The sequence below is a fragment of the Aeromonas molluscorum 848 genome (genome assembly GCF_000388115.1).
Lineage (GTDB): Bacteria > Pseudomonadota > Gammaproteobacteria > Enterobacterales > Aeromonadaceae > Aeromonas > Aeromonas molluscorum.
In genome coordinates, this window is the sequence record NZ_AQGQ01000122.1 from 1 (window position 1) to 11,911 (window position 11,911).

General features: G+C 61.5%; 11 protein-coding genes. 6 read left to right on the top strand and 5 right to left on the bottom strand.

Annotated features, from left to right (window positions below):
* Positions 1-176 precede the first annotated feature (176 nt).
* The gene (locus G113_RS14710) at positions 177-1,397 is read left to right on the top strand and encodes a DEAD/DEAH box helicase (protein WP_005905681.1); all 1,221 of its coding nucleotides are present in this window, start codon (positions 177-179) and stop codon (positions 1,395-1,397) included.
* A 198-nt stretch (positions 1,398-1,595) separates the two neighbouring features.
* On the top strand, positions 1,596-3,089 hold the full coding sequence (locus G113_RS14715) for an alkaline phosphatase D family protein (protein WP_005905682.1): 1,494 nt from the start codon (positions 1,596-1,598) through the stop codon (positions 3,087-3,089).
* A 402-nt stretch (positions 3,090-3,491) separates the two neighbouring features.
* Here the strand turns inward: G113_RS14715 and G113_RS14720 are convergent, their stop codons facing one another.
* The 5 genes from G113_RS14720 to G113_RS14740 form a co-directional block, all read right to left on the bottom strand.
* Entirely contained in the window at positions 3,492-5,051 is a 1,560-nt protein-coding gene (locus G113_RS14720; RefSeq protein ID WP_005905683.1) for a methyl-accepting chemotaxis protein, read from the bottom strand.
* Positions 5,052-5,283: 232 nt separating this feature from the next.
* Entirely contained in the window at positions 5,284-6,150 is an 867-nt protein-coding gene (locus G113_RS14725; RefSeq protein WP_051106613.1) for a CPBP family intramembrane glutamic endopeptidase, read from the bottom strand.
* A 109-nt stretch (positions 6,151-6,259) separates the two neighbouring features.
* On the bottom strand, positions 6,260-6,907 hold the full coding sequence (locus G113_RS14730; RefSeq protein ID WP_005905685.1) for a DUF3047 domain-containing protein: 648 nt from the start codon (positions 6,905-6,907) through the stop codon (positions 6,260-6,262).
* 171 nt (positions 6,908-7,078) lie between these two features.
* Positions 7,079-7,378, bottom strand: a complete 300-nt coding sequence (locus G113_RS14735) for a hypothetical protein (RefSeq protein ID WP_005905686.1) — start codon at positions 7,376-7,378, stop codon at positions 7,079-7,081.
* Between the two features lie 49 nt (positions 7,379-7,427).
* Positions 7,428-7,802 (bottom strand): YacL family protein, encoded by a 375-nt coding sequence (locus G113_RS14740; RefSeq protein ID WP_005905687.1) that lies wholly within the window; start codon positions 7,800-7,802, stop codon positions 7,428-7,430.
* A gap of 185 nt (positions 7,803-7,987) precedes the next feature.
* Here G113_RS14740 and G113_RS14745 point away from each other — a divergent pair, with 185 nt between their 5' ends.
* The 4 genes from G113_RS14745 to G113_RS21120 all read left to right on the top strand — a co-directional run.
* Positions 7,988-9,103, top strand: coding sequence for a sugar diacid recognition domain-containing protein (locus tag G113_RS14745; RefSeq protein WP_005905688.1), 1,116 nt, complete (start codon positions 7,988-7,990; stop codon positions 9,101-9,103).
* Between the two features lie 128 nt (positions 9,104-9,231).
* The gene (locus G113_RS14750) at positions 9,232-10,494 is read left to right on the top strand and encodes a GntP family permease (RefSeq protein ID WP_005905689.1); all 1,263 of its coding nucleotides are present in this window, start codon (positions 9,232-9,234) and stop codon (positions 10,492-10,494) included.
* Between the two features lie 9 nt (positions 10,495-10,503).
* Positions 10,504-11,637, top strand: coding sequence for a glycerate kinase (locus tag G113_RS14755; RefSeq protein WP_005905691.1), 1,134 nt, complete (start codon positions 10,504-10,506; stop codon positions 11,635-11,637).
* Positions 11,638-11,800: 163 nt separating this feature from the next.
* A partial coding sequence (locus tag G113_RS21120; RefSeq protein WP_005905693.1) for an NnrU family protein occupies positions 11,801-11,911 on the top strand: 111 nt, incomplete at its 3' end.

Genomic DNA, 11,911 nt, shown 5'->3' on the forward strand with positions numbered 1-11,911 from the left:
TAGCTCCTTGAGTTAACAACCCACAAACTTTAATACAAATTGATAACTGCCGCATAATATTAATTGGCTCCGTTCGTTGCTTTCTAATGACTATTTGAGGCGCCACAGGGGGTTGCTTTTACTTATGCTGCGCCGCTGGTTAGACTTCACATCCCCCTCTTTTTCCTTGTAGCGCCATGACCTTTCGCGAACTTGATCTCAATCCTGCCTTGCTGGCTGCCCTGCCGGCCACCTTGCACACCCCGACCCGCATCCAGCAGCTGGCCATTCCGGCCGCGCTGACTGGCCAGGATCTGCTGGCGCTGGCCCAGACCGGCAGCGGCAAGACGCTGGCGTTTGGCTTGCCGCTGCTGCAACGGCTGGACTCGACCTCCGATCGGGTACAGGGGTTGATACTGGTGCCGACTCGTGAGCTGGCCGCTCAGGTGACCGAGGCATTGACTCCCCTGGCCGCCAGCCTGGGGCTCGCCACCCTTACCCTGTGCGGCGGCGTGGCGCAGGAGCTGCAACAGGCCGAGCTGGCGCAGGGGCCGCAACTGCTGGTGGCGACCCCGGGGCGGCTGCGGGATCTGCTGGCCCAGCGGTTGCTGGGGCTTGGCAGCGTGAAATATCTGGTGCTGGACGAGGCGGATCGCCTGCTGGAAATGGGGTTTTGGCCCGACATCCAGTGGTTGATCAATGCAATGCCTGCGCAGCGCCAGAACCTGCTCTTCTCCGCCACTTTGCCGGTCGAGCTGGAGAGTCTGGCGACCGGATTGCTGCATGAGCCGGTCCGTATCGAGGCGAGCCCGCGCAACAGCCTGGTGAGCGAGACTGAGGAGCGGCTCTACCTGGTCAACAAGAGCAGCAAGGTGCCCGCGCTCATTGCCCTGCTGAAAGAGCAGGATTGGCCTCAGGTGCTGGTCTTTATCAGTGCCCGGGACGATGCCGACGGGGTGGCACGAAAACTCGCCAAGGCGGGGATCACTGTGGTGGCCCTGCATGGTGACAAGGATCAGGGAGTACGGGAGCAGGGGTTGGCCGATTTCAAGGCGGGCAGGGTGCGGGTGCTGGTGGCTACGGATCTGATGGCGCGCGGCATCCATGTGGAGGCGCTGCCGGTGGTGATCAATCTGGATTTGCCCGCCAGCGCTCCCGTCTATGTGCATCGTATCGGCCGCACCGCCCGCGCCGGACGCAAGGGGCTGGCCATGTCGCTGGTCTGTCACGGTGAAGCCGAGATGCTCGCGGCCATTCGCACCCTGACCGGGCGTGATCTGCCCCTGAGCGACCTGGCTGGTTTTGCGGTAACCGACCAGCCTGCCAGCGGCGAGGGAAAGCGCGCGCCTCGCGACAAGCAGGCGAATCGTCGCACCGCCAACAAACGCAGCGTCAAGCAGTTCAAAGGCAAGGTGTGAGCCAATTTCAACCAGGTTGCTCCGGCCAGTGACAAGTGTGGTCATGACCGGCGCACCGCCAACAAGCGCAACGTCACGCAATTCAAGGACAAGGCGTGATCGCCCTCTTCGCCGCCTGAGGTGGGGCGCCCAGCTGGTCAGTATGAAAAGAGGCCTGTTTCGCTATGCTGCGTGAGTGAATTCATGGAGAGATAAGCGATGACAACCTTGGTAATGGGCCCCTTGCTGGGGCTTGAATCGGAGACGCAGTACAGCATCTGTTTTCTTGCAGGGGCGGACTGCAAGGGCGCCAGCGTCAGGGTAAATGGCAAGCTGCTGGCCGCCAGCAAGCAGGCTGATACTCCGAAAGGCGGCTTCTGGCGAGCCATCTGGTCTGCGCCCGCCAAGGTCAAGACCAGCACCATCGACTACGAGATCCTGCTGGATGGCGTGCCGGTTCAGGATCTTGCCGGTGCCAGTCAATGGCAGTTTCATCTGCCTGGCCTGAAAGATCAGGTGCTGATTGGCTATGCCTCCTGCAATGGCTTCTCCGACTTCAAACTGCTCACCTCAACCCCCCAACCTTACGCCATGTGGGACAAGCTGGCCGCCGAGCACGGCGCAAGTCCCTTCTCCCTGCTGCTGATGGGAGGCGATCAAGTCTATGCCGACTCGCTCTGGACCACGGTGCCGACCCTGAAAGCCTGGAATGAGCTGGACAGGGTGGAGAAGGTCAAACGCAAGGCGACCCGCACCATGGTGGAGCAGCTCGATCGCTTCTATTGCGAGCTTTATTGCAAGCAGTGGGGCCGCCCCGAGGTGGCGACCATGCTGGCCCGGGTGCCCAGCGCCATGATGTGGGACGATCACGACATCTTCGATGGCTGGGGCAGTTATCCCGCCGACTTGCAGGGCTGCGAGGTCTATCAGGCCATTTACGCCGCTGCGACCAAGTATTTCCGGCTGTTCCAGCTGCGCTCGGGGGTCAATGGCACCTTGCTGGATCCTGCCAAGCTGACCCATCACTCCTGGCTGTTGAATTTTCGGGGCTACCAGATCCTGGCCCTGGACAACAGGGCGACCCGCACTCAGACCCAGGTGATGAGCCGGGGACAGTGGGATCAGGTCAATCAGGCACTGGCTGGTTGCAGCCAGGGGCACCTGCTGATCATGGCGGGGGTGCCCGTGGTCTATCGGGACTTCTCCTTCACCGAAGCGGCGCTGGATGCCACCCCCTGGGAGGAGGAGCTGACCGACGATCTTAAGGATCACTGGCGCGCCAAGGCCCACGAGGGTGAGCGGGCCCGGCTGATCATGCGGCTGCTGGACAATGCCCAGCAGCGGCGCAAGGTCGACAAGGGGGCTTCCAGGACGCTGATCCTTTCCGGGGATGTGCACGTGGGCTGCCTCGGGGTCATCCAGGACAGGCGAGTGGGCAAGGGGGTGATGAATGTGCATCAGCTGGTCTCCTCCGGCATAGTGCACCCTTGCCCCACCCAGTTCCAGTGGATGGGGATCCTCGCCATGACCAATGACGACCCCGAGTATCTCGACGAGAGCCGGCTGATCCGTACCGAACTCATCAAGCCGTTCGGTGCCCCCGTCTATCTGCGCACCCGCAACTTCGCCACCTTGCAGATGGGCAGCGATGGCAAACTGTGGGCCAACTGGCATTGTGAAAATGGCCTGGCGGCCAGCTACCCGCTGGCCTGACATGCTTGAGCAATAATAAGGGCCCGCAGCGGGCCCTTTTTCACTGCAACGTCCCAGGGCCCTCTCATGCCCAGGGCTTTCCTGCGTAAGGATGAAGAGATCGCGCCGGCACTGGTCAAGTGCCGTCTTCCGGTACGGCGGGGCTCGGGAGCCATGCTCCCCTGGCGGGCAAACAGTCGCGGCGCCAGCTCGGGCCCGTTGTTCACCCTCACGGGTCAGCGGTGCCGGGGCCCCCTGGCACCGGGTCAGGCTCTTCCTCTCAATCATCCACTGCGACGCCAGTTCACCCAGATTGGCGAGACGCTCGGCGAACGACTCTCGCCGCCTCTGATCTCGCTGGTGAGCCGCGGCTCATCTTCTAGGGTATCTCACGCCAGCCGACTGGCACACCCCGGGTATCGATCAGTGGCGGAACTGGTTTATCAGGCGGGAGAGGGCATGCAGCCGTTCGACCAGCAGGGTGATGCCGTCCAGGGCCTGCCTGCTGTTGTCGGCGGTGTGGCTGGCCAGCTGGTGGATCTGGTGGATGCCATGATCCAGGGTGCTGGTGACATCCGCCTGCTGACTGACGGCCTGGGCTATCTCGTCACTGGTGTGGGTGACCTGGGTCAGCATGTGGTTGATTTGATTGAGCACCTCGGCGGTGGTACTCACATGCTGCTGGCAGCGCTCCGAGGTCTGGGCCCCCTGGGTCATGCCATCGGCCAGCCGGCGGGTGGTCTGCAGCAGCGCCTGGATCATCTCGTTGATTTCGCCGGTGGAGCTGCGGGTCTTCTGGGCCAGGGCCCGGATCTCGTCGGCCACCACCGCAAATCCGCGACCCTGCTCACCGGCCCGGGCCGCCTCTATGGCCGCATTGAGGGAGAGCAGGTTGGTCTGATCGGCGATCTGGCTGATCACCGCCAGGATCCCGCTGATCTTCTGGCTGTCGCCGGTCAGCTGCGCCAGTACCTGATGGTTGGCATTCAGCTCCTCATGAAGCTGATTGACCGATGATTGCGTGGTCGCCAGCGCCTGCAATCCCTCGGCCGATACTTGCTGTACTTCGCCCACCAGGGCATTGGCCTGATGGGCACTGCTGGCCACGTCGCGGATCGACTGGCTCATTTGCGTGATGGCGGCGGCCAGCTGCTCGCTCTGGGCCCGCTGCTGTTGCAGGTGGGTGTCTATGGTCTGGATATTGCCCCTGTCATCCTCGGCGGCCTGCAGGATCTGCTGGTTGGTGTCGGCGCTGCGCCCCACCACCGCCTTGAGCTCGGCACGCTTCATGCGCAGGGCCAGCTCGAGGGCCGCCAGGGTATCTCGGCGTTTGGTGTAGAGCACCTGGCAGAGCGGGGTGCCCATCTCCTCGCCCGCCGTGGTGGCCAGCCGGTTGAGTCGCTGTTGCAGGCGCCAGCCGTGGATCATCTGGGCCAGCAGTGCCGCTGCGCCTATGACTCCCCACAGGGGATTGGCGCTGACCATGGCCGTCAGCAGGGTGAGCAGGGCCGTGCCGCAGAGGAGCAGAGTGAGCTGACCCGGTTCCAGGGTAAGCCGACTGAGCCAGGGCAGCGCCTTGCCCGCCCGGATGCGGGCGTAGAGCTGCTCCGCCCAGGCAATGTCGTGCTCGCTCGGGCGGGTACGCACCGACTGGTACTCGATGATCTGCTGCTGTTCGTTGAGGATGGGGGTGACGTAGGCGTTGACCCAGTAGAAGTTGCCAGTCTTGGCACGGTTTTTCACCAGCCCCATCCAGCTCTTGCCCTGGCGCAGCCGTTGCCACATGTCGGCAAAGGCGGCCTTGGGCATGTCGGGGTGACGCACCAGATTGTGGGGTGCCCCCTCCATCTCGTCGGCGTCGTAACCGGCCACCTCGCAGAAGTGCTGGTTGGCATAGGTGATGTGGCTGGCGGGATCCGTGGTCGAGATCAGCGATAAGTGGTCGGGGAAGTGTATTTCCCCCTCCCGTTGGGTTGTTGTCATGTGAGCATCCTGAATGAGCCAAGCAACTGATAGTTATGTTTTTATTTTTATGATGGTGACCGGCTCATTCTATGGGGCAAAGATGACACTATCTTGGCTTGGGTCAATTAATCACCACTCTGGCTTGGCAAAATAGCGCAAACAGGATGCGGTCAAGAGCAGATGAACGCGGGTCGCGTCATATTGACAGGGGAAGGGGCAAACAGGGGCACCCCGAGCGGGGCGCCCGGGATCAGCGGCTGGCCAGAGGGTAGGTAAACAGGGCCAGATGGGCGAAGTTGAACAGGAAATGGATCGCGATGGCGACGCTCAGGCGGCCACTCAAGTTAAACGCCAAGCCGTAGCAGACCCCGGCCAGGGCGGCGAACCCCACCAGTAACGGGCCACCGGCCAGATGAGCGACACCAAAGAGTCCACTGGCGACCAGCAAGCCCGCCAAGGGGGTGAAGCGCTCGCTCAGCCGCTGTTGCAGGCAGCCGCGAAACAATGCCTCTTCCGAGGCGCAAGTGAGCAGCAAGTTATTGAGGGCAAACAGCCACCACCAGCTGGGCAGGCCCACCTCGGGTTTGAGAGCGCCCAACCCCCAGGCCGCCAATAGCAAGCCTGCAAGGGGAAGGGTAAGCAGGAGCAGCGGGCGCCAGCGTATCTTGCCACCGGGTCCCAGCAGATCCCGCCAGGCGAGCAGCAAACCGAACAGGGCCAGGGGTTTATCCAGATTCAGGTAGAGGGTGAAGGGCTGGCTTGCCGGGCCGGTCAGCACCTTGTCCAGTACCTTTAGATTATCGAAGCCGGGGATCTGGTGGAGCATGAGTGCCAATGCCCAGATCAGCACCAGGGCTCGGGCGGCGGGACGATAAGGTTCAGGCAGGCGATGGAGGCCGCAGGCCAGGGCTAGCCCCCCTGTGACCAGGCTAAGGGCGAAGGGGGTGAGGCGTTCCATCAGCAGGGCGGCCAACAGACAAAGCACAAGGAGCAGGGCGCCTGCCCGCCACTGCCGGGCCAGGGTCAGACCTGTGCTGCCTGCCAGCAGGGCCCAGATCAGGATATCGGTTGGGAGAGACAAATCCGGGTTCCAGCGCAATAAAAGGGCGCAGAGCATAGCAAGGGATGGGAGGAGAAGACAAGAATGGCTCCTGCCTTCATCGCAGGGACAAGTGTCATGGTCAGTTCTTGAACCGGCAGGGGAGCGGCTGGCAAGGTTGACTCGCCTATTTGGCCGAGAAGCGAATGTCTCCGTACCAGGCCGTGGCCCGGCCGCCACCGTTGTCGCTGTCTGTCATGATGGCGATGGAGTCTATCTGGTCGATCGGCTCTCCCAGCAGGCGGGCGAGGTCGGCGCGGACATTACGTCGGTAGCTGATCCATTGCCCGGCATGAGCTGGGCCGCTCTCCACGCTCAGCATGATGGCTTGCTCGGTGAAGGCATTTGGCCAGTGGCTGCCGACTGGTTGATGAGCAGACCATACGTAGTTGATGGCTTTGCTGGAGAGGCCGAACAGACCGCGTTTGACCACAAGATAGAGGCGGGCCGGGTAGTCATCCCCCGCCTTGCTGCGCTCATCTGTCTGCCCGCTGGTGAGGGCCGCCACCTTCCAGCGCCAGCTCATGATGGGGGTCTTGTTCAGATCAATGGTGCGTTCCAGAAACTTGCCGGAGGCACTGCCATCGGCCTCGGCCCTTAGCACCATGCCCCCTTCATCTTCGACTTCGCTATAGCGGGTGTGCCCATGAAAGGATTTCTCGGACCAACCGATCAGAGGGGAAGGAAGGCCATTCTCGATGATCAGGCTGGCGGCACCTGTTGTGGCCGAGCTAGCACCCAATATCAGGGCAAAGCAGCGGAAAATGCGGGGCATGGCGACACCTCTGGTGAGCGGGGCAAACAGTGATATAGACAACTATAGAGACCGGGCTGGAGGCGTTTGATTACGGACTCAGGAGAGGGGGATACCTATGGCCGCAAAAAGAGGCCACCCATAAAAAACCGGCCCTGGCCGGTTTTTTCATTCGCGAGAGCAGCATGCGGCTTAGCGGCCGGATTCTGCAATCACACGGGCAATGATGTCGGCCCGCTTGGTGGGTGCCAGCTCGCCCAGCGCGATGAGGCCAGCCTTGAAGATGACGTTCTTCGGCAGACTGACATCGTCCAGGGTGGAGATGGCTTCGATATGCATGCCATTCAAGCGGCTGGCATCACGGGGGCTCAGATTCACTTGGGTGTTCATTACCTGTTTGCCCTTCTTCTTGGCGGGGGCGGCAGGCTTCTTGCCACTCTCTTCTTGATCTTCTTCTTCCGGCAATTCGTCATCAAAATCGTAAATAGACATAGTCAATCCTGTTGGGTTGCGAAGGGCACGCTCGCCCTTGATCGGTTTTTCAGCCCATATCCTCGTTACGGATAAAGGCGCGCCAGGAGGTGAGCACCTGGGCAAAGTCTTCCAGCCCGCACATGGCTAGCTGTTCATCATCGTAGTAGGCCAGGTCGTCGAGATCCTCATCCAGCGCTATGTTGAGGACATTGGCCTTGACCTCTGCCTCTTCCATCGTCAGCAGCAGAGAGTAGTCGCCGCCCAGCATCTTGTACTCCATCAGGGTGCGATTGGAGAGCTGGTCGATGACACCGAAGAGCTCATCGAGCTTCTCCTCATCCTTGCCCACTTCGTCGATAAGCCACTGGCCTATGGCCTCATGGCCCATGGAGAAGCGGGCGCGATAGCCACCGAAGGGATCGCGTCGAAATTCATAGTCCATAAAAGAGGTTCTCGTTAGCTTGGCGCTAGGATGGGAACCGCATTGGCACCCCAATTCGGGCACCATCTGGAGGCTCACATCGAGTAAAGTGGCCTATTCTAGCGATCCCCCCCTCGCTTGTCTTGATGATGTGACAATGGATGCACTCAGGCCATCCCCGGGGAAGTCATCCACAGGAGCTTATCGTGCAGTTGAATGAGCAGCTTGCCCGCCAGATCGTGACCCGGGCCATGAAAATCCTCTCCTTTTCCGTCAATGTCATGGACGAGCAGGGGTTGATCATTGCTTCCGGCAACCCGGATCGTCTTCATCAGCGTCATGAAGGGGCCGTGCTGGCCCTGACCGACAACAGGGTGGTGGAGATCAGTGAGGCGACCGCCCAGCAGCTCAAGGGGGTGAGGCCCGGCATCAACCTGCCCATCGCCTATCAAGGGGTGTTGGTCGGTGTCATCGGCATCTCCGGCGACCCGGACATCGTTCGTGCTTATGCCGAGCTGGTGCGGATGACGGCGGAGCTGATCCTCGAACAGGCAGCCCTCACCGAGCAGTTGCAGTGGGACAAGCGCCACAAGGAGGAGCTGGTGCTGCAGCTGATCCGGGGGGAAGGGCGGGTGGATCAGTTGCAACAGGCGGCCCATTTTCTCGGGCTGGACTTGGCGCAGCCCAGGGTCGTGGCCGTGCTGGCCCTGGAGGAGGGGGATCCTGCCCGATTGCGGGAGCTGGTGCAGCTGCTCGAATATCCGGAGCGGGACAATCTGGTGGCCATCAATGGGCTGGACGAGATAGTGGTGCTAAAACCGGCTCAACTGAACGATGGCGTCTGGCAATCGAGCCAGGAGCGCACTCGTATCAAGCAGTTGCTGGCACGGATCCCGGATTTTCGGCTGCGCATCGGGGTGGGGGATTACTTCCCTGGCATCGATGGTCTGGCACGCTCTTACCAGACCGCCCGGGATACTTTGCGTCGGGGTCGCCGCCAGGCTCCGCGAAAACAGGTCTACTTCTTCGAGGATTACCGCCTGCCGGTGCTGCTCGGCAGTCTGGCGGACTCCTGGCAGGCGACTCAGCTGCTGGCTCCCCTGCGCACCCTGGCGAAACAGGACAACAAGGGCGTCCTGCACAAGACACTGCGTCAATATTTCTTGCAGGATTGTGATCTGCATCGTACCGCGGAATTGCTGTTCATCCACCCCAATACCCTGCGCTATAGACTGACCCGGGTTGAGCAGATAACAGGATTAAATATCAATAAGTTAGATGACAAGTTCTTACTCTATCTCGGCTTCAGTCTCGGTGAGTGACTTTGTTATTATCAACAGATAACTCGGTATTTAAATGTCTTTATTTGTAATTTATGACAAAGCATTCCCGGTTGATTTCCCGATAATGACGGCACCTGAACCCCACACAACTAAAAAAGGTGCCCGTCATGACCCCAGTTACCGCCATCGGCGCCCTAGCGGCGCTGATCATCGCCATCTTTCTCATCCTGAGGAAGGTCCCGCCCGCATACGGCATGATAGTCGGTGCCCTGGCGGGGGGGCTGATCGGTGGCGCCGATCTGACCCAGACCGTCGCCCTGATGATTGGTGGTGCTCAGGGCATCACCACGGCGGTGATGCGCATCCTGGCCGCCGGTGTGCTGGCTGGTGTCTTGATTGAATCGGGGGCGGCCACCACCATCGCCGAGACCATCATCAAGAGACTGGGGGAGACTCGGGCCCTGCTGGCCCTGGCCCTGGCGACTCTGATCCTGACTGCGGTTGGCGTCTTTGTGGACGTAGCCGTTATCACAGTGGCGCCCATAGCGCTGGCCATCGCCCAGCGCGCCGATCTCTCCAAGCCAGCCATACTGCTTGCCATGATAGGTGGCGGCAAGGCGGGTAACGTCATGTCCCCCAACCCCAATGCCATCGCGGCGGCGGATGCCTTCCATCTGCCCCTCACCTCCGTCATGGCGGCCGGCATCATTCCAGGTATCTTCGGCCTGGTCATGGCCTACTGGCTGGCCAAGCGTCTGAACAGCAAAGGCAGCAGGGTCACCGCCGAGGAGGTGGTCAGCGTCGACAAGGCTTCGTTGCCCGGTTTTGCCGCCGCCATCAGTGCCCCCCTGGTTGCCATCCTGCTGCTGGCCCTGCGCCCAGTGGCAGGCATAGTGGTGGATCCGCTCATCGCCCTGCCTCTGGGTGGCCTGGTGGGAGCCCTCATGATGGGTAAATTCAGCAAGGTGAACCAGTTTGCCGTCTCGGGGTTGGCTCGTATGGCCCCCGTTGCCATCATGCTGCTGGGGACCGGCACCCTGGCGGGCATCATCGCCAACTCGGGTCTGAAAGATGTGTTGATCAGCGGTCTGACCGCCTCGGGTCTGCCCTCCTACCTGCTGGCCCCCATCTCGGGCGCCTTGATGTCCCTGGCGACTGCGTCGACCACGGCCGGGACTGTGGTGGCTTCCAATGTCTTCAGCTCAACCTTGCTCGAGCTGGGCATCAGTGGCTTGGCGGGTGCCGCCATGATCCACGCCGGTGCCACCGTGTTCGACCACATGCCTCATGGCTCCTTCTTCCATGCCACAGGTGGCAGTGTCCACATGGGCGTCGGCGAGCGCTTGAAGCTTATTCCCTATGAAACGGCAGTCGGTTTGACCATTGCAGTGGTCTCTACCCTGATGTTCGGCGTATTTGGCGTTGCCTAAGGAATGGATATGAAAATTGTAATTGCCCCTGACTCCTTCAAGGAAAGCCTGAGTGCCATGGAAGTGGCCGACGCCATAGAGGCGGGTTTCAAGCAGGTATTTCCCGATGCGACTTACGTCAAGCTGCCGATGGCCGATGGTGGTGAAGGCACGGTGCGCTCTCTGGTCGATGCTACCGATGGGCGCATAGTGACCGCCCTGGTCACGGCCCCGCTGGGTAACAGGGTCGAGGGATTCCTCGGTCTGCTGGGGGACGGCAAGCGTGCCGTCATCGAGATGGCCGCGGCCTCCGGCTTGCATCTGGTGGCCCCCGAGCAACGCAATCCCCTGCTGACCTCCAGCTTCGGTACCGGCGAGCTGATTTTGGCCGCCCTGGATCTGGGGGTGACTCACCTCATCCTTGGCATAGGTGGCAGCGCCACCAATGATGGCGGCGCGGGCATGATCCAGGCCCTGGGCGGCAAGCTGCTCAAAGCGGATGGCTCTGCCATCGAGTTGGGTGGTGCCGGCCTGGCCGAGCTGGCCACCATCGATCTGAGCGGGCTGGATCCCCGCCTGAGCGAGCTGGTCATCGAGGTGGCCTGCGATGTGAACAACCCGTTGTGCGGCCCGAAAGGCGCCTCCGCCGTGTTCGGCCCGCAGAAGGGGGCGACCCCCGAGATGGTGCAGCAGCTGGACGCCAATCTGGCTCACTACGCCGACTGCATCGAGCAGGCCCTCGGCAAGCAGGTGAAGGAACTGCCGGGGGCGGGCGCCGCCGGTGGCATGGGCGCCGCCCTGGTCGGCCTGCTCGGGGCCGAGCTCAAGCCGGGTATCCAGATCGTCATAGAGGCGCTGGACCTGGCCTGTGTGCTGCAAGATGCGGATCTCGTCATCACCGGTGAAGGCCGCATCGATAGCCAGACCATTCATGGCAAGACCCCCATGGGAGTTGCGCGCTGCGCCAAACAGTTTGGCAAGCCGGTGATCGGTATCGCCGGTTGCCTGACCGATGACTGTGGCGTGGTTCACGAACACGGCATAGATGCCGTCTTCGCCGTGGTCAACCGTGCCATGTCGCTGCCGGAGGCCCTCCAAACCGCCAGCACCAATTTGACGCTGACCTCCCGAAATGTGGCTGCTCTCTATCAAATGACGCGCTGATCCCGTCGCCGTATCTCCTGGTACGGCGTTTTTCAATGCCGGCCCCGGCCGGCATTTTTTATCTGCCCTTTCCTGCCCCCATCCCCGCCCTGCTGACGGCTGTTTCGATAGGCCATCAGGTCCGTTTGAGTCATAGTGTTGCCAGGAATTCAAGGAGGTCGCCATGATATTGCTGATCCTGGGAGTGTTGCTGTTCGCGTTGGTGCATCTCTATCCCTGTTTTGCCCAGGCCCACAGGGGCCGGCTCAGGGAGCGGCTGGGGGAGAGTCGCTAC

Excerpts from the sequence above, each read along its gene's own strand:
- G113_RS14710 (WP_005905681.1), top strand. The coding sequence starts at position 177 with ATGACCTTTCGCGAACTTGATCTCAATCCTGCCTTGCTGGCTGCCCTG.
- G113_RS14715 (WP_005905682.1), top strand. The coding sequence starts at position 1,596 with ATGACAACCTTGGTAATGGGCCCCTTGCTGGGGCTTGAATCGGAGACG.
- G113_RS14720 (WP_005905683.1), bottom strand. The coding sequence starts at position 5,051 with ATGACAACAACCCAACGGGAGGGGGAAATACACTTCCCCGACCACTTA.
- G113_RS14725 (WP_051106613.1), bottom strand. The coding sequence starts at position 6,150 with ATGCTCTGCGCCCTTTTATTGCGCTGGAACCCGGATTTGTCTCTCCCA.
- G113_RS14730 (WP_005905685.1), bottom strand. The coding sequence starts at position 6,907 with ATGCCCCGCATTTTCCGCTGCTTTGCCCTGATATTGGGTGCTAGCTCG.
- G113_RS14735 (WP_005905686.1), bottom strand. The coding sequence starts at position 7,378 with ATGTCTATTTACGATTTTGATGACGAATTGCCGGAAGAAGAAGATCAA.
- G113_RS14740 (WP_005905687.1), bottom strand. The coding sequence starts at position 7,802 with ATGGACTATGAATTTCGACGCGATCCCTTCGGTGGCTATCGCGCCCGC.
- G113_RS14750 (WP_005905689.1), top strand. The coding sequence starts at position 9,232 with ATGACCCCAGTTACCGCCATCGGCGCCCTAGCGGCGCTGATCATCGCC.
- G113_RS14755 (WP_005905691.1), top strand. The coding sequence starts at position 10,504 with ATGAAAATTGTAATTGCCCCTGACTCCTTCAAGGAAAGCCTGAGTGCC.